We start from the raw sequence: 22,021 nt of genomic DNA, 5'->3' as shown, positions 1-22,021 counted from the left end.
TCAAACATCGATATCGACATCGTCGGCGCGCAGTTCCATCAATTCGCGCCGGGCGGCTGCCTCGCCCTTGCCCATGAGCTTGGTGATCTCGCCCTGGGTGGAGCTGAAGTCGAAGCGCCCCAATTGGACCTTCATCAGGCGCCGGGTATCGGGATTGAGCGTGGTTTCCCACAATTGTTCCGCGCTCATTTCGCCCAGGCCCTTGAAGCGGCTGATGCTCCAGGCGCCTTCGCGCACGCCGTCCTTGCGCAGTTTATCGAGCGTGGCCGTGAGTTCGCCCTCGTCGAGCGCATAGACCTTGGAAGCCGGCTTCTTGCCGCGCGCGGGCGCATCGACGCGGAACAGCGGCGGCTTTGCGACATACACGTGGCCGGCTTCGATGAGTTTCGGAAAGTGGCGGAAGAACAGCGTGAGCAGCAGCACCTGGATGTGCGAGCCGTCCACGTCGGCATCGGAGAGGATGCAGATCTTGCCGTAGCGCAGGCCGCTCATGTCGGGCGTGTCGGCGGGGCCGTGCGGATCGACGCCCACGGCCACCGAGATGTCGTGGATTTCGGTGTTGGCAAAAAGCCGGTCGCGCTCCACCTCCCAGGTGTTGAGCACCTTTCCGCGCAACGGCAGGATGGCCTGGCTCTCCTTGTCGCGGCCCATCTTGGCGCTGCCGCCGGCCGAATCGCCCTCGACCAGGAAGACTTCGTTGTGGCTGGTGTCCTTGCTCTCGCAATCGGTCAGCTTGCCGGGCAGCACGGCCACGCCGGAGCCCTTGCGCTTCTCGACCTTCTGGCCGGCGCGCTGGCGCGTCTGCGCGGCCTTGATGGCGAGTTCGGCGAGCCTGCGTCCATAGTCGACGTGCTGGTTGAGCCAGAGCTCGAGCGCCGGGCGCACGAAGCTCGACACCAGGCGCACGGCATCGCGCGAATTGAGGCGCTCCTTGATCTGCCCCTGGAACTGGGGGTCGAGCACCTTGGCGCTCAGCACGTACGAGGCGCGCGCGAACACGTCCTCGGGCAGCAGCTTCACGCCCTTGGGCAGCAGCGAATGCAATTCGATGAAGCCCTTCACCGCGGTGAACAGGCCGTCGCGCAGGCCGCTCTCGTGCGTGCCGCCGGCGCTGGTGGGAATCAGGTTGACGTAGCTCTCGCGCACCGGCTGGCCGTCTTCGGTGAAGGCCACGCACCAGTCGGCGCCCTCGCCCTCGGCAAAGTTGTCGGCGTTCTTGTCGGCATGGCCGCTGCCTTCGAACAGCGGGATCACGGGGTCGCCGTTGAGCGTCTGCATGAGGTAGTCGCTCAGGCCGCCCTTGTAGAGCCACTGCTGCGTTTCCTTGGTCTTCTCGACCGTGAGGGTGACGCTCACGCCCGGCATCAGCACGGCCTTGCTGCGCAGCAGGTGGGTGAGCTCGGCCATCGGCAGCGCCGCGGTCTCGAAATACTTGGCGTCGGGCCAGGCGCGCACGGTGGTGCCCTGCTTGCGCTCGCCGGCCTCGAGCTTGCGCACCTGCAGCGGCTCGATCACGTCGCCGCCGCTGAAGGCCAGCCTGGCGACCGAACCCTCGCGGTGCGTCGTCACTTCGAGGCGCTTCGACAGCGCGTTGGTCACCGACACGCCCACGCCGTGCAGGCCGCCCGAGAAGCTGTAGGCGCCGCCCGAACCCTTGTCGAACTTGCCGCCGGCGTGCAGCCGGGTGTAGACCAGTTCGACCACCGGGGCTTTTTCTTCAGGGTGCAGGCCAAAGGGAATGCCGCGGCCGTCGTCCTCGACGCTGACCGAGTTGTCGGCATGCAGCGTGACCTTGATCTTCTTGCCATGGCCCGCCAGCGCCTCGTCGGCGGCGTTGTCGAGCACTTCCTGGATGACGTGCAGCGGGTTGTCGGTCCGGGTGTACATGCCCGGGCGCTGCTTCACGGGCTCGAGGCCCTTGAGCACGCGGATGGAACCTTCCGAGTACCCGGAGGACGCGGACGATGAACTGGGGGGAGTCTTGGGGGGAGTCGCCATGGGGGCGGATTGTAGTCAGTCGCCACCAAACAACTGGATACCCATACAGGCACACTGCGCGTTCACGGCCGGGCCGCCGGCTTTGATGCGCGGCGCGCATCAAAGCCGGCGCCACAAATCATCAATGGCCTTGGCCGCCAGCGCGCCCGCCAAAGTACCCGAGTCGCTACATTCGACGGCATGCAAGCCTCCTCTCCCACTCTCTCGGTCAAGCAGGTGCTGATCTGCGGCGCCATGATCGTCACGCTTTCCATGGGCATCCGCCACGGCTTCGGCCTCTGGCTGCAGCCGATCACGCAGGCGCAGGACTGGAGCCGCCAGACCTTTTCGTTCGCGCTGGCCGTGCAGAACCTGTCGTGGGGCATCTTCGGCGTGTTCGCGGGGATGGTGGCCGATCGCTTCGGCGCCTTCCGGGTGCTTGTCGCCGGCACGGCGTTGTATGCGCTGGGCCTGCTGGGCATGGCGTATTCGCCCACGCCGCTGCTGTTCACGCTGAGCGCCGGCGTGCTGATCGGCGCGGCGCAGGCCGGCACCACCTATGCCGTCGTCTATGGCGTGATCGGGCGCCAGATTCCGGCCGAAAGGCGCTCCTGGGCCATGGGCGTGGCGGCGGCGGCCGGCTCCTTCGGGCAGTTCCTGCTGGCCCCGATCGAGGGGCTGCTCATCAGGCAGCTGGGCTGGCAGAGCGCGCTCGCGGCGGTGGCGATGCTGGCGCTGGTGATCCTGCCGCTGGCCTTCGGCCTGCGCGAGCCGCAGCGCGGCGCGCTCGCGGGGCACCGCGACCAGTCGGTGCTGCAGGCGGTGGGCGAGGCCTTCCGCTATCCGAGCTTCGGGCTACTGATGGCGGGGTACTTCGTCTGCGGCTTCCAGCTCGCCTTCATCGGCATCCACATGCCGACCTACCTGCGCGACCAGCGCCTGCCGGCCGAGGTGGCGGGCTATGCACTCGCGCTGATCGGGCTCTTCAACGTGTTCGGCACCTACACGGTCGGGCTGCTGGGCCAGAAGCTGGCCAAGCGAAAGATCCTGGCGGCCATCTACCTTGCGCGGGCGGTCTCGATCGCGCTGTTCCTGCTGGCGCCGATCTCGCCGCTCAGCGTGTACGTGTTCTCGGCGGCCATGGGCTTCCTGTGGCTGTCGACGGTGCCCGCCACCAACGCGATCATCGCGGGCATCTTCGGCGTGGCGCACCTGTCGATGCTCAGCGGCTTCGTGTTCCTGAGCCACCAGGTCGGCTCGTTCATCGGCGTCTGGCTGGGCGGCTATCTGTACGACACCACGGGCAGCTACGACATCGTCTGGTACATCGCGATCGCGCTGGGCGTGTTCGCGGCGCTGATCAACCTGCCGGTGAAGGAAAGCGCCATTGCGCGCGGCGGCCGGCCGGTCGCCGTGCCCGGCTGATCCTGGCGAAGGACAATGGCCCCATGATTCCGCAGATGCGCCACCGCCTCGTGCAGGCCGGCTGGCTGGCGGCCGCGCTGGCGGCGCTGGGCGGCGTCTTTGCGCTCTACGTGCACCCGGATTTCCTGGTGACGCTGGTCGACCAGGTCTGGTCCTGCTTCTGATGATTGCTATGAAAAATGCAGCACCTCCGCATGGCGGAACAGCGCCGTCGGAATGGATCGTGCGGTGGTCGCACCTGCTCGCCCCCGGGGCTGCCGTGCTCGACGTGGCCTGCGGCCACGGACGGCACATGCGGTGGTTCGCGGCGCGCGGGCATGCGGTGACGGGCGTGGACCGCTCGGTGGAAGCCGCCGAAGCCGCGGGCGCCTTCGGCCGCGTGCTGGCCGCCGACATCGAGGCCGGCCCCTGGCCGTTCGCGGGCCAGGCCTTCGGCGCGGTGGTCGTCACCAACTACCTGTGGCGCCCGCGCATGGCGGACATCGTGGCCGCGGTCGCGCCGGGCGGCGTGCTGCTGTATGAAACCTTTGCGGCCGGCAATGAGACGGTGGGCAAGCCCTCGCGGCCCGACTTCCTGCTGCAGCCCGGCGAACTGCTGGCCGCATGCAAGGATTTGCGCGTGGTGGCCTACGAGGATGGCTTCCTTGCCGAACCGGCGCGCTTCGTGCAGCGCATCGCGGCCATCCGTGCCGGCGATGCCGGCGCGGGCCAGCCCCCACGCCATCTGCTGCAGGGAAACTGAGCCCGTCGGGGCCGCCGTTTCCGGGGACGCCGGAGTAAGTAGAATCGGCGCTTTCGTCCACCCGACAGAGAGATTCCCCTTGGAGCAACTGACAGGCAGCATCGTCGCTCTTGCCACGCCGATGCACGACGACGGCAGTGTCGACTACCCCGCCCTGCGCCGGCTGATCGACTGGCACATCGACGAAGGCACCGATTGCCTTGGCGTGGTCGGCACCACCGGCGAATCGCCCACGGTCGACGTGGAAGAGCATTGCGAAATCATCCGCGTGGCGGTCGAACAGGCCAAGGGCCGCGTGCCCGTGATGGCCGGCTGCGGCGCCAACTCGACCAAGGAAGCGATCGAGCTCGCCAAGTTCGCCAAGGGCGTGGGCGCCGATTCGCAGCTGCAGGTCGTGCCCTACTACAACAAGCCGACGCAGGAAGGCCAGTACCAGCACTTCAAGGCCATCGCCGAAGCCGTGGGCGACCTGCCCACCGTGCTGTACAACGTGCCCGGCCGCACCGTGGCCGATATGGCGCACGACACCGTGCTGCGCCTCGCGCAGGTGCCGGGCATCATCGGCATCAAGGAAGCCACCGGCAACATCGAGCGCGCGCAATGGCTCATCCGCGACCTGCCCAAGCACTTTGCCGTGTACTCGGGTGACGACCCGACCGCGGTGGCACTCATGCTCTGCGGCGGCCAGGGCAACATCAGCGTCACGGCCAACATCGCGCCGCGCAAGATGCACGAGCTGTGCGTCGCGGCCATCGCGGGCGACGTGCGGCGGGCCATGCAGATCCAGTTCGAGCTGATGCCGCTGCACCGCCACCTGTTCGTGGAACCCAATCCGATCCCGCTCAAGTGGGCCATGTCCAGGCTCGGCCTGTGCGGCGGCGCATTGCGGCTGCCGCTCACCGAGCTGGCGGAAACGAACCGGCCCGTGGTCGAAGCCGCCCTGCGCGCCACCGGCCTGCTCAAGGGCTGACCCGGCATTCTTCCCGACACCCCCGATCTCTTTCCCCCTGCCGCATCGAGGTTACGCAACCTTTTGCCTGAACCGCGCTCAGAGAGTGCGGGCAAAGCGGCCCACAGATTGACCGAACCCATTCCAACAAGGAAGACGACGTTGAAGAACCTTTCGCACATTTCGCGAGCTGCACTGCTGGCCACCCTCGTTGTCAGCCTCGCCGCCTGCTCCGTTCTCGAGAGCGACAAGATCGACTACAAGAGCGCCGGCAAGGCCCCGACGCTCGAAGTCCCGCCCGACCTGTCGCAGCTCTCGCGCGAGAACCGCTACGCGGTGCCGGGCGGTGCGGTCACGGCCAACGCCTACCAGGCCGGCGCGGCCAACGCGCCGGGCATTCCCACCGCGGTGGCCAACATCGGCGACGTGCGCATGGAGCGCTCGGGCACGCAGCGCTGGATCGTCATCAACCGCTCGCCCGACCAGCTCTGGGACCCGGTGAAGGACTTCTGGCAGGAAAGCGGCTTCCTCCTGACCACCGAGCAGCGCAACCTCGGCATCATGGAAACCGACTGGGCCGAGAACCGCGCCAAGCTGCCGCAGGACATCATCCGCGGCACGCTGGGCAAGCTGGTCGACTCGGTCTACTCGACCGGCGAACTCGACCGCTTCCGCACGCGCCTGGAGCGCACGCCCACGGGCACCGAGATCTTCATCAGCCACCGCGGCATGCAGGAGGTCTACAACAACAGCCGCCAGGACCAGACCGTGTGGCAGCCCCGTCCGAGCGACCCTGAACTCGAGACCGAGTTCCTGCGCCGCCTGATGGTCAAGCTCGGCGTGACGCAAGAGCAGTCGAAGATCCTGGCCGCCACCACCGCACCGTCCAAGACCGCCGCCGTCGCCAACGTGGGCGGCCAGCCGGTCGTGCAGATCAGCGAAGGCTTCGACCGCGCATGGCGCCGCGTGGGCCTGGCACTCGACCGCACCGGCTTCACCGTGGAAGACCGCGACCGCAGCGCCGGCATCTACTACGTGCGCTACGTGACCCCGAACCCCGACAAGAAGGAGCCCGGCTTCTTCGGCAAGCTGTTCGGCAGCTCCGAGAAGAACGAAGCACCGATCAAGTTCCGTATCCTCGTGAAGGGCGGCCGGGGCGAGAGCACCACGGTCTCGGTGCTGAACGCGAACGGCGCGCCCGAAACCTCGGCCAACGCGCAGCGCATCGTCCAGGTCATTGCCGACGACCTGAAGTAAGCCGCATGCTCCGCTTCCGAAGCCTCGGCAGCGGCAGCACGGGCAATGCCGCGGTGGTGGAATCCACCAGCGGCGGCCGCACCTCGCGGCTGCTGATCGATTGCGGATTCGGCCTGCGGCAACTCGATCTGCGGCTTGCCAGGGCCGGCCTCGCAGCCGGCGACATCGATGCGGTCTTCGTCACCCACGAGCACGGCGACCACATCGGCTGCGCCCACTCGCTGTCGCGGCGCAACCGCATTCCCGTCTGGATGAGCGAAGGCACCTGGCTGGCCACCGGGGCGCGCGACTTCGAAGGCCGGCTCAACCTGGCGCGGGACGATGCCGAGTTTGCGGTCGGCGACATTGCGGTGCGACCCTTCACCGTGCCGCACGATGCGCGCGAGCCGCTGCAGCTTCGCTGCTCCGACGGCGCGCGCACGCTGGGCGTGCTGACCGACCTGGGCCATGCCACCGCACATGTGCTGGCCCGCCTCCACGGCGTGCATGCGCTGCTGCTCGAGTTCAACCACGACAGCGAACTGCTCGCCAATTCGGCCTATCCGGCCTTCCTGAAACTGCGCGTCGGCGGCAGGCACGGGCACCTTTCGAACGATGCGGCTGCGGAAATCGCGCGCGCGGTGCGCCACGACGGTCTGCGCCACGTGGTCGCGGCCCATCTGAGCGAGCAGAACAACCGTCCCGACATCGTGCGGCGCCTGATGGCCGAAGCCCTCGGCGGGCACGAGGCCGAGATGCTCACGGCCAGTGCGTCGGAAGGCTCGCCCTGGCTGGACGTCTGATCGCGGTGCGGCCCTGTTCCGCGCCTCCATGCAAAAAGCCGCCACGAGGCGGCTTTTTGCTGGGGTGAATGAACACCCGGTTTATTGCTTCGGTGCTTCGTTCTTCTTGGCAGCCTCGGTCGCGGCATTGGCGGCGTCCAGCGCCGAGGATGCACCCGGCGAAGGCGTGGTTGCGGCCGACGAATCGGTGCTGGTCGACGGGGCCGGCGCAGCTGCCGGCGGCGGCGGTGCCGGCTCGGTCACCGGAGCGGGCGGGGGTGTCACAACCGCCGGCGCGGCGTCCTCTTTCTTTCCGCAGGCCACGAGCGCGGCAGCGGCGATCAACGAAGCGAGCAGGACGGACGATGACTTCTTCATGGAAACTCCTTTGGCAATGGATGTCAGAACGAAAAAATTCTAGACCCGCATCGCTGCCCGTTTGTGTCTCGTGGCCTCATTCGCGGCATTGGCTTACAAGCCCAGTGTCGACGCCGGAAATGCGGCAACGCCCGCTCGCCACGACTCATCGATGGTTTCACGCAGTTCGCGCCGCGCACGCGGATCGGCGCCGCACAGGCCACGGCTGTACTCGGCATCGGTGCGGTGGGCGAACCATCCGGGCGTCCAGATGGCGCTCGGCAGCGCGGTGCTGCCCGCCTCTGCACGCACCGCGCGGCATTCGATGATGTGATCCCAGGTGCGCCGCCATGCGACGAAGCGCGCATGTGAACGTTCGACCGCATCGAAGCGCTGCGCCAGCAGCACGAAGCGGCGGCCCGTGGCCGACCAGGCCTGGAGCGCCTCGATGCTGGCCCGCTCGCCGAGCGGCCAGTCGGCGAAGTCGGGATCGCAGAAGACCAGCTCCCTCCACCCCTGCCGGGCTGCGCTCGACAGCGCGGCCCGCACCATGCCTGCGAAGGCTTCGGGGCCATCGAAGCGCCCTTCGGGCAAGGCCGGCGCGGCCGCTGCGGAACTCTCACTCGGCATGGGCCCATCCCGCTTCGCACCACTCGGCCAGCAGTGCGAGTGCGCCGTCGCTCGCGCGCGCCAGTTCGCGCGGCCCGAGCGCGCGCCGGTCGGCCAGCCGCCGCATCAGCGTTGCATCGGCGCCGCCTGCGCGAAAGCTCTCGCCATTGATGTAGAGGTGCCGCGCGTCGTAGAGCATGCGCGTGCGGCGGTCGAGCGCCACGGCGTGCAGTTCGGCCGGCACCTCGGCGCCTTGCGGATCGAACCAGACATTGGCCTTGGGTTCGGTCAGCGATTCGCCTAGCGCGCGGTCGACGGCGTCCGGATCGCGCAGCGCGGCATCGACCGCCTTGCGCGCAAAAGCCTGCAGCGCGGCCGGCATGGCGGCCGGCGCCTCGACCGCGGGCTGCGTCGGATCGCGGTAGCGCGCCAGCTCGGCGGGCCCTGCATCTTCCAGGGCCTCCGCATACGCCTGCGCCACGCGCGCCAGCAGGTCGGCGCCAAGCTCGCCGGCCGCGGAGGATCGCAGGCCGATGGAGCAGGTCATGCAGTCGTCGCCGACCGCCACGCCGTCGTGCGCATAGCGCGGCGGCAAATACAGCATGTCGCCCGGTTCGAGCACAAAGCTCTGCTCGGGCTCGAAGTTCTCGAGGATCTTGAGCGGCACGCCCTGCTGCAGGCGCAGGTCGCTCTGCCGGCCGATCGACCAGCGCCGCCTGCCCTGCGCCTGCAGCAGGAACACGTCGTAGCTGTCGAAATGCGCGCCCACGCCGCCCTGATCGCTCGCATAGCTGATCATCAGGTCGTCGAGCCGCGCATCGGGCAGGAAGCGGAACTGCTGCAGCAGCGCATGCACGCCGTCGTGATGCAGGTCGACGCCCTGCACCAGCAGCGTCCAGGCCGGCTGCTTGCGCGGCGGCAGCGCGCGCCGTGCGAGCGGCCCGTGCCTGAGCGTCCAGCCGGCCTTGCCGTGGCGGATGAGGCGCGATTCGACGTCCTCGCGCTCGGCCAGGGCAAAGAGCGCGCTGCGCTCTATCGGTGGCACCATGGCGGGTATGGCCTGGCGCACCAGCAACGGTTTCTTCTGCCAATGCCGCCGCATGAACTGCGCGGCGCTCAGGCCGCCGAGCAACGGCAGCGGTTGTGTAATCTCCATGGGAGAATTCTGCAATGGAAATCTCTGAACAATGCGTGGTCGGCCTGACCTGGACGATGAAAGACACCCTGGGCGAAGTGCTGGACGTGCTCGACGAACCGGTGGAATTCATGGTGGGGGGCGATGACCTCTTCGACGTGATCGAAGCTGCCCTGATGGGCCACGAGCCCGGCGCACGGGTGCAATTGCAGCTCGAGCCCGAACAGGGCTTCGGCGACTTCAACGACCAGCTGCTCTTTCTGGAGCCGCGCTCGCTGTTCCCCGAAGGCACCGAGGAAGGCATGACCTTCGACGGTGCCGCCCTGCCCGCAGGCGTGAGCGACGCCATGCCCAAGGACGTGATCTACACGGTGGCCGAGATCTATCCGGACCACCTGGTGCTCGACGGCAACCATCCGCTCGCCGGCATCGCTGTCCGGCTGGACATCACGGTTCGCTCGGTGCGCGAGGCCACCGAAGAAGAAGTCGGCCGCGGCACGGCGGGCACAGCCTTCTTCAAGGTGCCGCCAACCGCGCCGGGCAACGACCTGCTGCACTGACTGCCGGCTGAGCAAACCACGGCAGCAAGCAAAAAGCCGGGCAGTGCCCGGCTTTTTGCTTGCTGCGGCACACCCGCTGCTACATGCGCGAGATCTGGCCGTTGTCGATGCGCACGCGGTCGCCGATGCGCAGGTCGCCCGGATGCTGCACGTCGAAGGCACGGTAGCCGCCGCGGTCGGTCTGCACCGAGATGCGGTAGCTCTCGTAGGCGCGCGGCCCGCTGGCCTGTCCCTCGATGGTGTTGCCCAGCAGCGCACCGCCCACGATGCCCAGGGCGGTGGCCGCGGCGCGGCCGCTGCCGTGCCCGAACTGGTTGCCCACCACGCCGCCGAGCACACCGCCCGCCACGGCGCCGCCGCCGGTGGTGCCGGTGCCCGCGGTTTCGCTGCGCAGCACCTCGATGTTGGCCACGTGGCCGTATTCGACATAGGCCGCCTCCTGGTAGGGAACGGCCTGCGGCGGCGCCTGGTAGGGATAGCGCGTGGTGTGATAGACCGGCGCGGGAGCAACGCAGGCCGTGAGCGTGGCAAGCGCCACCACGGAAGCGGCAATGGAAACGAAGCGCGTTGAAATTTTCATGTTGAGAGGCTCCTCGGATAAATCGGCGCATCCCGATGCGCCAAAGCCTGTATCCAACGTCTTGCCCGCTGTGGGGATGACGCAAGACACACACCGAAACGTAAGAGCGCGCCGCGAACCGTCAGTTCCGGTCTTTACGGGCCCGACACCAAGCCGGGCGAGGACGAGGAACGGTCAGTGCTTGCCGGTGGAGCCGTAGCCCCCTTCGCCGCGTTGCGAAGCTGCAAATTCTGTGACCACGCGAAACTGCGCCTGCACCACCGGCACGATCACGAGCTGCGCGAGCCGCTCCATCGGCTGGAGCACGAAAGGCGTGTCGCTGCGGTTCCAGGCGCTGATCTTGAGTTCGCCCTGGTAGTCGCTGTCGATCAGCCCCACGAGGTTGCCGAGCACGATGCCGTGCTTGTGGCCCAGGCCCGAGCGCGGCAGGATCAGCGCCGCATAGGCCGGGTCGGCCAGGTGGATCGCAATGCCGGTGCCCACGAGCTGCCAGGCGTTGGGTTCCAGCGTGACCGGCGCATCGAGGCAGGCCCTGAGGTCGAGCCCTGCGCTGCCGGGGGTGGCATAGGCGGGCAATTGGTCCACCATGCGTGGGTCGAGGATACGAACGTCTACTTTCACTTCTACTTGCCTTGCTTCTGTTGCTGTTCTCTTTGCTTGCGGGCGGCTTCCTCGAGCACCTGCTGCCACTTGGCGACGCCGGGTGAAAGCTTCAGCCCCTTCAACTTGCTGGCGAGCCAGAAAGCCGCGCCCGCCAGCAACACCAGCACGACGAGCGACACGCCGGCCGACCACAGCGCCAGCAGCACCACAGCCCCCACGGCGGCCATGATCTTGAGCGCCGCGGGTGGCAACGCTCCGGCGCCTGGCGCGGAGGTATCGCCGTTTGACGATTCGCGCCGCTGGGCGGCGGCGGCCGCCGCGCCCTGCGCGCCCGGGGCGGGCGTGATGCCCACGTCCAGCCCGTGGTCGCCCTCGTGCGCTGCCCGCTTCGGCAACGCGGCCTGGGCCGACAGCCGCTCGACGTAGCTGGCGAAATCGCCATTGGGCGGCGTGTTCCATTGGGGGTTCATCAGACTCTCCAGTCAGGCAGCCGGGCGGCAATCTCGGTCATGAGTTCGCGTGCCAGGGTGAGCTTGGGCGCACGCGGCAGTTCGCGCGTGCTCGTTGCGTCCACCAGCAGCAGCGCATTGTCGTCCTGCCCGAAGGTCAGCGGACCGATGTTGCCGACCAGCAGCGGAATTCCCTTGCGCTCGCGCTTGGCCTTGGCGTGCTCGGCCAGGTTCTCGCTCTCGGCCGCAAAGCCCACGCAGAACAGCTTGCGGGACTGCGCGCGCTCGCTTTGGGCCACCGCCAGCAGGATGTCGGCGTTCTCGACGAAATTGAGCACGGGCGTCTTGCCGCTGCCGTCCTTCTTGATCTTTTGCTCGCTGTGGGTGGCGGGCCGCCAGTCGGCGACCGCGGCCGTCGCTACAAAAATGCTAGCGGACTGCGCGGCATGAAGGGTGGCTTCGAGCATGTCCTGCGCGGAAAGCACGTCGATGCGGCTCACCCCGCGCGGCGTCGGCAGGTGCACCGGACCGGCCACCAGCGTGACTTCGGCGCCGGCCTCGCGCGCGGCGCGCGCAATGGCAAATCCCATCTTCCCGGACGAATGGTTGGTGATGCCGCGTATCGGATCGAGCGGCTCGAAGGTGGGGCCCGCGGTCACCAGCACCTTCTGGCCCGCGAGGAGCTTTGGCACGAAGAAGGCCGTGATGTCCTCGAGCAGTTGCGCCGGCTCGAGCATGCGGCCGTCCCCCGTCTCGCCGCAGGCCTGCCAGCCGCTGCCCACGCCCAGCACCGTGGCACCGTCGGCCGACACCTGCTTCAGGTTGCGCTGGGTGGCAGGATGCGCCCACATCTCCCGGTTCATGGCCGGCGCGATCAAGAGCGGCACGCGGTCCATCGGCCGCGCGAGGCACATCAGGCTCAGCAGGTCGTCGGCCCTGCCCTGCACCAGCCGTGCGATGAAGTCGGCGCTGCAGGGCGCCAGCACGATGGCGTCGGCCTCGCGGCTCAGGTTGATGTGCGGCATGTTGTTGGGCTCGCGCACATCCCACTGCGAGGTGTAGACGGTACGCCCCGAGAGCGCCTGCATCGTGACCGGGGTGATGAACTGCTCGGCCGCCTCGGTCATCACGACCTGGACCGTGGCGCCGGCCTTCACGAACAGTCGGCACAGCTCCGCCGATTTGTAGCAGGCGATACCACCGGTAAGGCCCAGGACGATGTGTTTGCCGGCGAGATCTTGCATGAGTCATATTGTTGCTCACATACCGACAAGATCAGGAACGGGATGCCCTTGGCCCGGAGGGGCGCAAAGGGGACACCTATAATCGCAATTTCCCACTGCCCGGATCTCTGGTCCGGAACTGGCATGACCAAATTTGTCTTCGTCACCGGTGGTGTCGTATCTTCCCTTGGCAAGGGAATCGCCTCCGCCTCCCTCGCCGCGATCCTCGAATCGCGCGGCCTCAAGGTCACCCTCATCAAGCTCGATCCGTACATCAATGTCGACCCCGGCACGATGTCACCGTTCCAGCATGGCGAGGTGTTCGTCACCGACGACGGTGCCGAGACCGACCTCGACCTCGGCCACTACGAGCGCTTCATCACCACGCGGATGCGCAAGGCCAACAACTTCACCACCGGCCAGATCTACAAGACCGTGCTCGAGAAAGAGCGCCGCGGCGACTACCTCGGCAAGACGGTGCAGGTGATTCCGCACATCACCAACGAGATCCAGGAATACATCAAGCGCGGCGCCGGCCTCGGCACCGCGCATGAAGTGGACGTGGCCATCGTCGAGATCGGCGGCACGGTGGGCGACATCGAATCGCTGCCCTTCCTCGAGGCCGTGCGCCAGATGAGCCTGCGCATGGGCCCGAACAACTCGGCCTTCGTGCACCTGAGCTACGTGCCCTGGATCGCCGCCGCCGGCGAGCTCAAGACCAAGCCCACGCAGCACACCGCCAAGGAACTGCGCGCCATCGGCATCCAGGCCGATGCGCTGCTGTGCCGCGCCGACCGCCCGATCCCCGACGACGAGCGGGCCAAGATCTCGCTGTTCTCGAACGTGCCCGAATGGGGCGTGATCTCCATGTGGGACGTCGACACCATCTACAAGGTGCCGCGCATGCTGCATGAGCAGGGCCTGGACGGCCTGATCTGCGACAAGCTGCGCATCAACACGCCGCCGGCCAAGCTGCAGCGCTGGGACGAGCTGGTGTACGAGGTCGAGCATCCGCAGCAGGAAGTCAGCATTGCGATGGTCGGCAAGTACGTCGACCTGTCCGACAGCTACAAGTCGCTCAACGAAGCGCTGCGCCACGCCGGCATGAAGAACCATGCGCGCGTGAAGATCGACTACATCGATTCCGAAACCATCTCCCCGCAAGATGTTTCGCGGCTCGCCAAGTACGACGCGATCCTGGTGCCCGGCGGCTTCGGCCAGCGCGGCGTCGAGGGCAAGATCTCGGCCGCCCGCTTCGCGCGCGAAGGCAAGGTGCCCTACCTCGGCATCTGCCTGGGCATGCAGGTGGCCACCATCGAATACGCGCGCCACGTGGCGGGCCTGAAGAACGCCAACAGCACCGAATTCGACCCCGAGACGCCCTGCCCCGTGATCGCGCTGATCACCGAGTGGAAGGACGCCGACGGCACCGTGAAGACGCGCAACGAGAAGTCCGACCTCGGCGGCACCATGCGCCTGGGCGCGCAAAGCTCCGACGTCTCGGCCGGCACGCTGGCCCACAGCATCTACGGCGACGTGGTGACCGAACGCCACCGCCACCGCTACGAAGCCAACGTCAACTACCTCGACGAACTGCGCGCTGCCGGCCTCGTGATCTCGGCGCTCACCCAGCGCGAGCACCTGACCGAGATCGTCGAGCTGCCGCAGGACGTGCACCCGTGGTACATGGGTGTGCAGTTCCACCCCGAATTCAAATCGACGCCGTGGAGCGGCCATCCGCTCTTCAACGCCTTCATCAAGGCGGCGCTCGACCACAAGGCCCAGAGCGCGGGCGGTGCAAAGAACCTGAAGGCGGTGGCATGAAACTTTGCGGATTCGACATCGGGCTCGACCAGCCCTTTTTCTTAATTGCAGGCCCCTGCGTGGTCGAATCCGAGCAATTGCAGATGGACACGGCCGGCACGCTGAAGGAAATCACTTCCTCGCTCGGCATTCCGTTCATCTTCAAGAGCAGCTTCGACAAGGCCAACCGTTCCTCGGGCACCAGCTTTCGCGGCCCGGGCCGCGAAAAGGGCCTGGAGATCCTGGCCAAGGTGAAGCGCCAGCTCGGCCTGCCCGTGCTGACCGACGTCCACACCGAGGAAGACATCACCGAGGCCGCCAAGGTGGTCGACGTGCTGCAGACACCCGCCTTCCTGTGCCGCCAGACCGACTTCATCCGCGCAGTGGCGCAGTCGGGCAAGCCGGTGAACATCAAGAAGGGCCAGTTCCTTGCGCCGCACGACATGAAGAACGTGATCGACAAGGCGCGCGCTGCCGCCAAGGAAGCCGGCCTGCCCGAAGACAGCTTCATGGCCTGCGAGCGCGGCGCGAGCTTCGGCTACAACAACCTGGTGTCGGACATGCGTTCGCTTGCGATCATGCGCGAGACCGGCGCGCCCGTGGTGTTCGACGCCACCCACTCGGTGCAGCTGCCGGGCGGCCAGGGCACGAGCTCGGGCGGCCAGCGCGAGATGGTGCCGGTGCTCTCGCGCGCGGCCGTGGCCGTGGGCGTGGCCGGCCTCTTCATGGAAACGCACCCCGATCCCGCCAAGGCACTGAGCGACGGCCCCAATGCCGTGCCGCTCAAGCACATGAAGGCCCTGCTCGAAACGCTGCTCGCGCTCGACCAGGTCACCAAGAAGAACGCATTTCTAGAGGACGTCTTTCAATCATGAGCAGTGGTTATGTCATCGCCCACGTCGAGGTCACGAACCCGGCGCAGTACGAGGAATACAAGAAGTGGTCGAGTGCCGCCATGCAGGCGCACGGCGCCGAAGTGTGCGTGCGCGGAGGCCAGGTCGAAGTGCTCGAGGGCGACTGGTCGCCCTCGCGCCTCGTCATCCTGAAATTTCCGAGCTTCGAGAAGGCCAAGGCCTTCTACGAAACGCCCGAATACCTGAAGGCGCGCGAAGCCCGTGCCGGTGCCGCGGTGATGCGCATGGTCGCAGTCGAAGGCCTTTGATCAATTGAATAGAGACTGAAAAGAAAGAAGAGAAACGCATGAGTGCAATCGTTGACATCGTCGGCCGCGAAATCCTCGACAGCCGCGGCAATCCCACCGTCGAGTGCGACGTGCTGCTCGAATCGGGCACCATGGGCCGCGCGGCCGTGCCCTCGGGCGCGTCGACCGGCTCGCGCGAAGCCATCGAGCTGCGCGACGGCGACAAGAAGCGCTATCTTGGCAAGGGCGTGCTCAAGGCGGTGGAGAACATCAACACCGAGATTTCGGAATCCGTGCTCGGCCTGGACGCCAGCGAGCAGGCCTTCCTCGACCGCACGATGATCGACCTGGACGGCACCGACAACAAGGGCCGCCTGGGTGCCAATGCCACCCTCGCCGTTTCGATGGCCGTGGCACGCGCCGCGGCCGAAGAGTCGGGCCTGCCGCTGTACCGCTACTTCGGCGGCATGGGCGGCATGCAGCTGCCGGTGCCGATGATGAACGTCATCAACGGCGGCGCGCACGCCAACAACAGCCTCGATCTGCAGGAGTTCATGATCATCCCCGTGGGCGCGCCGAGCTTCCGCGAAGCCGTGCGCTACGGTGCCGAGGTGTTCCATGCGCTCAAGAAGATCCTGGGCGACCGCGGCATCAGCACGGCAGTCGGCGACGAAGGCGGTTTCGCGCCCAGCGTCGAAAGCCATGAAGCGGCCATCCAGCTGATCCTCGAAGCCATCGACAAGGCCGGCTTCGTGGCGGGCGAGCAGATTGCGCTCGGCCTCGACTGCGCCGCCAGCGAGTTCTACAAGGACGGCAACTACGTGCTCTCCGGCGAGAACCTCACGCTGTCGGCCGGCAACTGGGCCGACATGCTGGCCACCTGGGTCGACAAGTACCCGATCATCAGCATCGAGGACGGCATGCACGAAGGCGACTGGGACGGCTGGAAGCTGCTGACCGACCGCCTGGGCAAGCGCGTGCAGCTGGTGGGCGACGACCTGTTCGTCACCAACACCAAGATCCTGCAGGAAGGCATCGACAAGGGCATTGCCAACTCGATCCTGATCAAGATCAACCAGATCGGCACCCTGACCGAGACCTTCGCCGCCATCGAGATGGCCAAGCGCGCGGGCTACACGGCCGTCATCTCCCACCGCTCGGGCGAAACCGAAGACAGCACCATCGCCGATATCGCGGTGGGCACCAACGCGGGCCAGATCAAGACCGGCTCGCTTTCGCGCTCGGACCGCATCGCCAAGTACAACCAGCTGCTGCGCATCGAGGAAGACCTCGGCGACATCGCCAGCTACCCCGGCCGCGGCGCGTTCTACAACCTGAAGTAGCACGCGAAGCCGGCGGCATGCGCTCGCGCCTCGTTCCACCCATCGTGCTGCTGCTGCTGCTGGCCATCCTGCAGTGGCAGCTGTGGAACGGGCGCGGCAGCGTGCGCGACGTGGCGCAGCTGCAGTCCAAGCTGGCGGACCAGAAAGCGGCCAACGCCAAGGCCGTGGTCAACAACGAGCGGCTGGCCTCCGAAGTCAACGATCTCAAGATCGGCCTCGAGATGGTCGAAGAGCGTGCGCGGCAAGAGCTGGGCATGGTCAAGCCCAACGAAGTATTCGTTCAGGTCACCCACTGAACATGACCCCCACACTCGGTATGTTTGCACGGGGCCGACCGCTGGTGCGCTGATGCCCGAGTTCTTCTCGGCCCCCGCATTTGCGCTCTGGGGCTCACCGGTCAGCTGGCTCGAACTCGTGGCCGCGGTGCTGGCGCTCGCGATGGTCGGCTGCAACATGCGCGAGATCCACTGGGGCTGGCCGCTGGCAATCATCAGTTCGCTGCTCTACGTGGCCGTGTTCGCGCAGGCGCGCATCTACGGCGACGCCTCGCTGCAGGTTTTCTTCGCCGTGGTCGCGCTCTGGGGTTGGGCGCAATGGCTGCGCGGCCACCGTGCCGATGGCAGCGCATTGCGGGTCAGCCGGCTTTCGCCGCGCGGCATCGCGCTGGCACTCGCAGCCTGCGCGCTGGCATGGCCCGCGGTCGCCCTCTTCCTGCGCCGCTTCACCGACACCGACGTGCCCTGGTGGGACGGGTTCTCGACCGGGCTCAGCCTCGTCGGCCAATTCCTGCTCGGGCGCAAGTTCATCGAGAACTGGCTGGTGTGGCTGGCGGTGAACGTCGCGAGCGTGGGCCTGTTCATCCACAAGGGCCTGTGGCTCACGGTCGGGCTCTATGCCGTGTTCGCGGTGCTCAGCGTGGCGGGCTTTCTTGCGTGGCGCGCGCGCATGCACGGCCGGGCGGCAGCGCGCGCATGACGCCCACCCTGCCGTCCGGATGCGTGATCGCGCTGCTCGGGGCCGAGAGCACCGGCAAGACCGAACTCGCCGGCGCGCTCGCGCAGCGCCTGCAGGAACGCGGCATTGCCACCACGCTGGTGGGCGAATACCTGCGCGAATGGTGCGAGCGCGAAGGCCGCACGCCGCGCCCTGACGAACAGCAGGCCATCGCGCAGGAGCAGACGCGCCGCATCGAAGCCGCGGCCGTTTCGGGTGTGGTGGTGGTGGCCGACACCACGGCTCTCATGACCGCGGTCTACAGCGAACTGCTGTTCGGCGACACCTCGCTGCACGCCGACGCGCTGGCAGCGCAGGCGCGCTGCGCGATCACCCTGCTGACCGCGCTCGACATCCCGTGGATCGCAGACCCCTTGCGCGATGGCGACCACGCGCGCGAACCCACCGATGCGCTGGTGCGCGCGGCGCTGGCGCGTGCGGGGCTTTCCTTCGCCGTGGTGCATGGCACCGGCAGCGAAAGGCTCTCCAATGCGTGGAACGCCATCAATTCCATCGCCGGCAGCGAAGGCCGGACCCGCGCACGCGGCCGCGCCGAATCGAAACCCGCCTCCTGGTCATGGCCTTGCGAGAAATGCTCCGATCCGGAATGCGAGCATCGGCTTTTCAGCGACCTGATCGGACGCCGCGACGACACGCCTTCAACCCCCAGTTCGGAGACCTGATCGATGTTCCCGCCTCGTTTCTCTCGCCCTTGCGGCTTCCTCCTGGCCGCGCTGCTGGCCACGGCTGCCACGGCCGCGCCCGTCGCGGCCACCGTGGAGAACGCCACCACGGCCACCGCCTGCGCCGAGGAAGACAATGTCTCGCTGGTGCTGCGCGGCGAAGGCATCCGGCGCATGCGCATCGAGGCGCTGCAGCCGGCCTATCTCGACAGCATCGGCAACGACACCACTGCGCCCGATTTCTCGGGCTGCAACTTCGACGGCGGCGCGCATCCCACCGATCCCGCGCACAAGTTCAAGCCGCGCCGCGTGGTGCTGCTCGACGACGCGCAGTGGCGCATCGTCGGCATGACGCTGCCCAGCTTCTGGCGGCCGCAGCAGGTGCCGGTGCGCGTGGGTGCGCGCACGGACCGCGGCTTCCACCTGCTGCAGATCTTCCGCAAGGAAGAAGGCAAGGCGCTCGAAGCGCTGGTGCTCTACCCGGCCGACGGCTATTGGCGCATCAAGCCGCTGCCGCAGGCGCGCTTCGGCGACGGGGTGTATGGCTCGTCGTTCCTGCTCGGCCCGGTCGAACAGGGCAGCCGGCCGGTGGTCGACATCGCGTCGATCCGCATCGTGCCGAAGCCGCTGGCCATCCACCTGCGCTTCGTCGGCGGCGGCAGCGCCGTGGCCAAGGTGTCCGAGATCAGCCGCGAGCGCACCGCGCTCGACGTGACGCTTTCCAAGCCCACGGCCAGCGCGCGGCCCTTTGCCGTGCTGCGCTCGATGTACGTGGCGCCCGACAACGCCGACGTGAGCGAGCTGCGCTGGCAGGAATCGCCCGGGGCCGCGGAACAGGTTCTGCCGCTGCCCGAGGTGAAGACGCTGAACGCCACGCAGGTGCGCTTCGGCCGCAGCCTGCCTTCGCGCCACAACACCAGCGCACCCGACATCGCGTTCAGCGATTTCGACGACAAGGCGCCGCGCTGAGCGAGCGGCCGGCACACCGGCGCGCCGAACCTCGCCCGGCGAAGAGCGTTACTGGACGATCGGGCTGCCCGGAATCTGATCCGTCGGCGGCCTGAAGATCTGCGCTGCATCGACTGCATCGAAGCGGTACTGCTTGCCGCAGAAGTCGCAGCCCACCTCGATGTCGCCGCGCTCGGCCAGGATTTCCTCCGCCTCCTCGACGCCGAGCCCCCGGATCATCTGCGCCACGCGGTCGCGCCCGCAGGTGCACGCGAAGTGCGGGCCCAGCAGGCCCGCCTGCGGCTCGAAGCGCAGCAGCTTTTCTTCCCAGAACAGGCGGCGAAGAATGGTCTCGATGTCGAGCGTGAGCAGTTCGTCGCGCGTGAGGCTCGAGGCGAGGATCGAGATGCGGTTGTAGTCCTCGTTGCGGCCGATCTGGTCCTGGTTGGTCTGGTCGTGGTCCTTGCCGGACGTGCCTTCGAGATTGCCTTCACCCTTCATCGGCAGGCGCTGGATCAGCAGGCCGGCCGCCACCTGGTCGTCGGCCGCGAGCACCAGCGTGGTGTCGAGCTGCTCGCTCTGCAGCATGTAATGCTGCAGCACGTCGCTAAGCCGGCCGAGCTTCTCGCCCTCGTCGTCGAACAGCGGCACCACGCCCTGGTAGGGCGTCGTGCCCGGCAGCTTGTCCTTGGGGTCGAGCGTGATGGCGCAGCGGCCCTTGTTGCCGACGTTGACCATCTCGGGCAGGCGCGCATCGGCCGGCAGGTCGCCGATCACCTTGGCGGTGGCGCGCAGGCTCAGGTCGGGCTTGGCCTCGGCCACGGCCACCTTGACCGGGCCGTCGCCGAAGATCTGCAGGATCAGCGCACCGTTGAACTTGATGTTGGCCTGCATCAGCGTGGCCGCGGCCGTCATCTCGCCGAGCAGTTCGGCCACCGGCGGCGGGTAGGCGCCGGTGGCGGTGTTGGAGGCGCGCCGCGCCAGGATTTCCTGCCACGCATCTGTCAGGCGCACGATCATGCCGCGCACCGGCAAGCCATCGAACAGGAATTTGTGCAGCTCGCTCAAAACGGATTCTTCTTTCTGTTGGGCCTGCGCAGTGTCAGGCGATTTTCTTCAAGCCCTTCGCATAGCGAATGGCATTTGCTACGTAATGGTCGGAGCCGTGCCGCAGTCGGGCAGCGTCTTCGTCGCTGATCGTGCGCATCACCTTGGCGGGCGAGCCGAAGATCAGGGAGTTGTCGGGAAACTCCTTGCCCTCGGTCACGACGCTGCCGGCGCCAACAATCGAATTGCGGCCGATCTTCGCGTTATTCAAGACCACGGCCTGGATGCCGATCAGCGAGTTGTCGCCGATGGTGCAGCCATGCAGCATGACCTGGTGGCCGATGGTGACGTTCTCGCCGATGGTGAGCGGGCTGCCGGGGTCGGAATGCAGCATCGACATGTCCTGCACGTTGCTGTTGCGCCCGATGGTCATCTTCTCGTTGTCGCCGCGCAGCACCGCGCCGAACCAGATGCTCGCGTTGTCGCCCAACTGCACGTTGCCGATCACCTCCGCGCTGTCGGCGACCCATGCACCGGTGCCGAGTTGCGGCGCAACGCCGTCGAGTTCATAGAGGGCCATCGTGGAGTCTCCGGGGGCAAAACCTAGAATTGTAGGGATGCACCCCCGATTGAGCGCGCTGGCCGCGCTGCGACTCACCGACCCTGAACAGAAGGTGGCCGCAACGCGCGCCACCGCTGCCCTCGCCGCTACCGATTCCATAGCAACCGACCCTCTGCGCGTCGTGGGCGATGACATCGGCGTGCCGGGCCGCCCCGAACGGCCGCTGCGCGTGGCCGCCACCGCCGTGCAAAAGCGCTCGCCTTTCACGCCCGAAGGCCGCGCCGCGCTGATCCATTCGATCTGCCACATCGAGTTCAACGCCATCAACCTCGCGCTCGACGCCGTCTGGCGCTACGACGGCATGCCCGAGGCCTACTACCGCGACTGGCTGCGCGTGGCCGACGAGGAAGCGCAGCACTTCACGCTGCTGCATGCGCACCTGCAAGACATGGGCTGGCGCTACGGTGACTTCCCGGGCCACGACGGGCTCTGGAGCATGTGCGAGAAGACGAAAGACGACGTGCTCGCGCGCATGGCGCTGGTGCCGCGCACGCTCGAAGCGCGCGGGCTCGACGCCACGCCGCTCATCCAGGCCAAGCTCAGGCGCGTCGACACGCCCGATGCGCTGCGCGCGGTCGAGATCCTCGACATCATCCTGCGCGACGAGGTGGGCCATGTGGCCATCGGCAATCGCTGGTACCGCTGGCTCTGCGAGCGCGCGGGCCGCGACCCCGAGACGACCTATCCCGAACTCGTGGCGCGCTACGAAGCGCCGCGCCTGAAGCCACCCTTCAACCTCGAAGCCCGCGGCCGGGCGGGCTTCAGTGCCGAGGAGCTGCGCGCGCTCTCGGCCGCCGCCAAGGACTGAACGGGA

At 67.4% G+C, this 22,021-nt stretch carries 26 protein-coding genes; 16 read left to right on the top strand and 10 right to left on the bottom strand.

The genetic code is table 11. The features are described from left to right. Positions 1-1,998 carry a DNA topoisomerase IV subunit B gene (locus tag FB547_RS29975; RefSeq protein WP_145747266.1) on the bottom strand — a complete coding sequence of 666 codons (1,998 nt, stop codon included), beginning with the start codon at positions 1,996-1,998 and terminating at the stop codon, positions 1-3. Between the two features lie 180 nt (positions 1,999-2,178). Between FB547_RS29975 and FB547_RS29970 the strand changes: the two genes are divergently transcribed. From FB547_RS29970 to FB547_RS29950, 6 genes are all read left to right on the top strand, one after another. After that, the gene (locus FB547_RS29970; RefSeq protein WP_145747265.1) at positions 2,179-3,402 is read left to right on the top strand and encodes an MFS transporter; all 1,224 of its coding nucleotides are present in this window, start codon (positions 2,179-2,181) and stop codon (positions 3,400-3,402) included. Positions 3,403-3,425: 23 nt separating this feature from the next. Then, positions 3,426-3,566 carry a hypothetical protein gene (locus FB547_RS33425; protein ID WP_186454299.1) on the top strand — a complete coding sequence of 47 codons (141 nt, stop codon included), beginning with the start codon at positions 3,426-3,428 and terminating at the stop codon, positions 3,564-3,566. 8 nt (positions 3,567-3,574) lie between these two features. Further along, positions 3,575-4,144, top strand: a complete 570-nt coding sequence (locus FB547_RS29965; RefSeq protein WP_145747264.1) for a class I SAM-dependent methyltransferase — start codon at positions 3,575-3,577, stop codon at positions 4,142-4,144. A gap of 43 nt (positions 4,145-4,187) precedes the next feature. Continuing rightward, positions 4,188-5,114 carry a 4-hydroxy-tetrahydrodipicolinate synthase gene (gene dapA, locus FB547_RS29960; protein ID WP_370878963.1) on the top strand — a complete coding sequence of 309 codons (927 nt, stop codon included), beginning with the start codon at positions 4,188-4,190 and terminating at the stop codon, positions 5,112-5,114. Between the two features lie 141 nt (positions 5,115-5,255). Then, positions 5,256-6,350 carry an outer membrane protein assembly factor BamC gene (gene bamC / locus FB547_RS29955; RefSeq protein ID WP_145747263.1) on the top strand — a complete coding sequence of 365 codons (1,095 nt, stop codon included), beginning with the start codon at positions 5,256-5,258 and terminating at the stop codon, positions 6,348-6,350. 5 nt (positions 6,351-6,355) lie between these two features. Next, positions 6,356-7,132: an MBL fold metallo-hydrolase gene (locus tag FB547_RS29950; RefSeq protein ID WP_145747262.1), complete on the top strand. Its 777-nt coding sequence runs from the start codon at positions 6,356-6,358 to the stop codon at positions 7,130-7,132. Positions 7,133-7,213: 81 nt separating this feature from the next. On the opposite strand, the gene FB547_RS33720 is transcribed toward FB547_RS29950, so the two are convergent. The 3 genes from FB547_RS33720 to FB547_RS29935 all read right to left on the bottom strand — a co-directional run bounded on the left by FB547_RS33720 (position 7,214) and on the right by FB547_RS29935 (position 9,233). Beyond that, positions 7,214-7,489: a hypothetical protein gene (locus tag FB547_RS33720; protein WP_145747261.1), complete on the bottom strand. Its 276-nt coding sequence runs from the start codon at positions 7,487-7,489 to the stop codon at positions 7,214-7,216. A gap of 93 nt (positions 7,490-7,582) precedes the next feature. After that, entirely contained in the window at positions 7,583-8,098 is a 516-nt protein-coding gene (locus tag FB547_RS29940; RefSeq protein WP_145747260.1) for a hypothetical protein, read from the bottom strand. Beyond that, entirely contained in the window at positions 8,088-9,233 is a 1,146-nt protein-coding gene (locus FB547_RS29935; RefSeq protein ID WP_145747259.1) for a JmjC domain-containing protein, read from the bottom strand. The genes FB547_RS29940 and FB547_RS29935 overlap by 11 nt, the downstream gene beginning before the upstream one ends. A 14-nt stretch (positions 9,234-9,247) precedes the next feature. Between FB547_RS29935 and FB547_RS29930 the strand changes: the two genes are divergently transcribed. After that, a complete protein-coding gene (locus FB547_RS29930) occupies positions 9,248-9,772 on the top strand; it encodes a peptidylprolyl isomerase (protein WP_145747258.1) in 525 nt (174 codons plus the stop codon). Positions 9,773-9,851: 79 nt separating this feature from the next. Here FB547_RS29930 and FB547_RS29925 read toward each other — a convergent pair whose 3' ends face one another. The 4 genes from FB547_RS29925 to coaBC all read right to left on the bottom strand — a co-directional run bounded on the left by FB547_RS29925 (position 9,852) and on the right by coaBC (position 12,648). Beyond that, positions 9,852-10,352 carry a glycine zipper 2TM domain-containing protein gene (locus FB547_RS29925; RefSeq protein ID WP_145747257.1) on the bottom strand — a complete coding sequence of 167 codons (501 nt, stop codon included), beginning with the start codon at positions 10,350-10,352 and terminating at the stop codon, positions 9,852-9,854. A 174-nt stretch (positions 10,353-10,526) separates the two neighbouring features. Next, positions 10,527-10,973 (bottom strand): dUTP diphosphatase, encoded by a 447-nt coding sequence (gene dut / locus FB547_RS29920; RefSeq protein ID WP_145747256.1) that lies wholly within the window; start codon positions 10,971-10,973, stop codon positions 10,527-10,529. Between the two features lie 2 nt (positions 10,974-10,975). Beyond that, positions 10,976-11,425: a hypothetical protein gene (locus FB547_RS29915; RefSeq protein ID WP_145747255.1), complete on the bottom strand. Its 450-nt coding sequence runs from the start codon at positions 11,423-11,425 to the stop codon at positions 10,976-10,978. Next, complete coding sequence (gene coaBC, locus FB547_RS29910) at positions 11,425-12,648, bottom strand: bifunctional phosphopantothenoylcysteine decarboxylase/phosphopantothenate--cysteine ligase CoaBC (RefSeq protein ID WP_145747254.1); 1,224 nt, start codon at positions 12,646-12,648, stop codon at positions 11,425-11,427. The genes FB547_RS29915 and coaBC overlap by 1 nt, the downstream gene beginning before the upstream one ends. A 123-nt stretch (positions 12,649-12,771) precedes the next feature. On the opposite strand from coaBC, the gene FB547_RS29905 reads away from it, so the two are divergent. From FB547_RS29905 to FB547_RS29870, 8 genes are read left to right on the top strand one after another with little or no spacing between them, the layout of a single operon-like run. Continuing rightward, positions 12,772-14,451 (top strand): CTP synthase, encoded by a 1,680-nt coding sequence (locus tag FB547_RS29905; RefSeq protein ID WP_145747253.1) that lies wholly within the window; start codon positions 12,772-12,774, stop codon positions 14,449-14,451. After that, a complete protein-coding gene (gene kdsA, locus FB547_RS29900; RefSeq protein WP_145747252.1) occupies positions 14,448-15,305 on the top strand; it encodes a 3-deoxy-8-phosphooctulonate synthase in 858 nt (285 codons plus the stop codon). Before FB547_RS29905 ends, kdsA begins: the two co-directional genes overlap by 4 nt. Beyond that, on the top strand, positions 15,302-15,592 hold the full coding sequence (locus FB547_RS29895; RefSeq protein ID WP_124961069.1) for a DUF1330 domain-containing protein: 291 nt from the start codon (positions 15,302-15,304) through the stop codon (positions 15,590-15,592). The genes kdsA and FB547_RS29895 overlap by 4 nt, the downstream gene beginning before the upstream one ends. 38 nt (positions 15,593-15,630) lie before the next feature. Then, entirely contained in the window at positions 15,631-16,914 is a 1,284-nt protein-coding gene (gene eno, locus FB547_RS29890; RefSeq protein WP_018905898.1) for a phosphopyruvate hydratase, read from the top strand. 17 nt (positions 16,915-16,931) lie between these two features. Further along, positions 16,932-17,210: a septum formation initiator family protein gene (locus FB547_RS29885; RefSeq protein WP_145747251.1), complete on the top strand. Its 279-nt coding sequence runs from the start codon at positions 16,932-16,934 to the stop codon at positions 17,208-17,210. Positions 17,211-17,262: 52 nt separating this feature from the next. Continuing rightward, a complete protein-coding gene (pnuC, locus tag FB547_RS29880) occupies positions 17,263-17,889 on the top strand; it encodes a nicotinamide riboside transporter PnuC (RefSeq protein WP_145747250.1) in 627 nt (208 codons plus the stop codon). Next, positions 17,886-18,590 (top strand): AAA family ATPase, encoded by a 705-nt coding sequence (locus tag FB547_RS29875; protein WP_145747249.1) that lies wholly within the window; start codon positions 17,886-17,888, stop codon positions 18,588-18,590. The genes pnuC and FB547_RS29875 overlap by 4 nt, the downstream gene beginning before the upstream one ends. 3 nt (positions 18,591-18,593) lie before the next feature. Further along, a complete protein-coding gene (locus FB547_RS29870) occupies positions 18,594-19,559 on the top strand; it encodes a hypothetical protein (RefSeq protein WP_145747248.1) in 966 nt (321 codons plus the stop codon). A gap of 48 nt (positions 19,560-19,607) precedes the next feature. Here FB547_RS29870 and FB547_RS29865 read toward each other — a convergent pair whose 3' ends face one another. Continuing rightward, on the bottom strand, positions 19,608-20,606 hold the full coding sequence (locus tag FB547_RS29865) for an Hsp33 family molecular chaperone HslO (RefSeq protein ID WP_145747247.1): 999 nt from the start codon (positions 20,604-20,606) through the stop codon (positions 19,608-19,610). Between the two features lie 34 nt (positions 20,607-20,640). Continuing rightward, complete coding sequence (locus FB547_RS29860; protein ID WP_062366495.1) at positions 20,641-21,165, bottom strand: gamma carbonic anhydrase family protein; 525 nt, start codon at positions 21,163-21,165, stop codon at positions 20,641-20,643. Positions 21,166-21,202: 37 nt separating this feature from the next. Here FB547_RS29860 and FB547_RS29855 point away from each other — a divergent pair, with 37 nt between their 5' ends. Then, positions 21,203-22,015, top strand: coding sequence for a ferritin-like domain-containing protein (locus FB547_RS29855; protein WP_145747246.1), 813 nt, complete (start codon positions 21,203-21,205; stop codon positions 22,013-22,015). The last annotated feature ends 6 nt before the right edge of the window (positions 22,016-22,021 follow it).

This window comes from Variovorax beijingensis (assembly GCF_007828835.1).
In the GTDB taxonomy this organism is placed as follows: domain Bacteria; phylum Pseudomonadota; class Gammaproteobacteria; order Burkholderiales; family Burkholderiaceae_C; genus Variovorax; species Variovorax beijingensis_A.
Note: the sequence above shows the minus strand (reverse complement) of the source record. Positions and strands in the feature narration are given on the sequence as shown.

Excerpts from the sequence above, each read along its gene's own strand:
- FB547_RS29930 (WP_145747258.1), top strand. The coding sequence starts at position 9,248 with ATGGAAATCTCTGAACAATGCGTGGTCGGCCTGACCTGGACGATGAAA.
- FB547_RS29925 (WP_145747257.1), bottom strand. The coding sequence starts at position 10,352 with ATGAAAATTTCAACGCGCTTCGTTTCCATTGCCGCTTCCGTGGTGGCG.
- FB547_RS29855 (WP_145747246.1), top strand. The coding sequence starts at position 21,203 with ATGCACCCCCGATTGAGCGCGCTGGCCGCGCTGCGACTCACCGACCCT.
- FB547_RS29935 (WP_145747259.1), bottom strand. The coding sequence starts at position 9,233 with ATGGAGATTACACAACCGCTGCCGTTGCTCGGCGGCCTGAGCGCCGCG.
- FB547_RS29915 (WP_145747255.1), bottom strand. The coding sequence starts at position 11,425 with ATGAACCCCCAATGGAACACGCCGCCCAATGGCGATTTCGCCAGCTAC.
- FB547_RS29965 (WP_145747264.1), top strand. The coding sequence starts at position 3,575 with ATGAAAAATGCAGCACCTCCGCATGGCGGAACAGCGCCGTCGGAATGG.
- FB547_RS29885 (WP_145747251.1), top strand. The coding sequence starts at position 16,932 with ATGCGCTCGCGCCTCGTTCCACCCATCGTGCTGCTGCTGCTGCTGGCC.
- coaBC (WP_145747254.1), bottom strand. The coding sequence starts at position 12,648 with ATGCAAGATCTCGCCGGCAAACACATCGTCCTGGGCCTTACCGGTGGT.
- FB547_RS29950 (WP_145747262.1), top strand. The coding sequence starts at position 6,356 with ATGCTCCGCTTCCGAAGCCTCGGCAGCGGCAGCACGGGCAATGCCGCG.
- FB547_RS33425 (WP_186454299.1), top strand. The coding sequence starts at position 3,426 with ATGATTCCGCAGATGCGCCACCGCCTCGTGCAGGCCGGCTGGCTGGCG.
- FB547_RS29895 (WP_124961069.1), top strand. The coding sequence starts at position 15,302 with ATGAGCAGTGGTTATGTCATCGCCCACGTCGAGGTCACGAACCCGGCG.
- FB547_RS29940 (WP_145747260.1), bottom strand. The coding sequence starts at position 8,098 with ATGCCGAGTGAGAGTTCCGCAGCGGCCGCGCCGGCCTTGCCCGAAGGG.
- FB547_RS29905 (WP_145747253.1), top strand. The coding sequence starts at position 12,772 with ATGACCAAATTTGTCTTCGTCACCGGTGGTGTCGTATCTTCCCTTGGC.
- FB547_RS29860 (WP_062366495.1), bottom strand. The coding sequence starts at position 21,165 with ATGGCCCTCTATGAACTCGACGGCGTTGCGCCGCAACTCGGCACCGGT.
- kdsA (WP_145747252.1), top strand. The coding sequence starts at position 14,448 with ATGAAACTTTGCGGATTCGACATCGGGCTCGACCAGCCCTTTTTCTTA.
- FB547_RS29970 (WP_145747265.1), top strand. The coding sequence starts at position 2,179 with ATGCAAGCCTCCTCTCCCACTCTCTCGGTCAAGCAGGTGCTGATCTGC.
- FB547_RS33720 (WP_145747261.1), bottom strand. The coding sequence starts at position 7,489 with ATGAAGAAGTCATCGTCCGTCCTGCTCGCTTCGTTGATCGCCGCTGCC.
- FB547_RS29875 (WP_145747249.1), top strand. The coding sequence starts at position 17,886 with ATGACGCCCACCCTGCCGTCCGGATGCGTGATCGCGCTGCTCGGGGCC.
- FB547_RS29975 (WP_145747266.1), bottom strand. The coding sequence starts at position 1,998 with ATGGCGACTCCCCCCAAGACTCCCCCCAGTTCATCGTCCGCGTCCTCC.
- FB547_RS29870 (WP_145747248.1), top strand. The coding sequence starts at position 18,594 with ATGTTCCCGCCTCGTTTCTCTCGCCCTTGCGGCTTCCTCCTGGCCGCG.
- pnuC (WP_145747250.1), top strand. The coding sequence starts at position 17,263 with ATGCCCGAGTTCTTCTCGGCCCCCGCATTTGCGCTCTGGGGCTCACCG.
- eno (WP_018905898.1), top strand. The coding sequence starts at position 15,631 with ATGAGTGCAATCGTTGACATCGTCGGCCGCGAAATCCTCGACAGCCGC.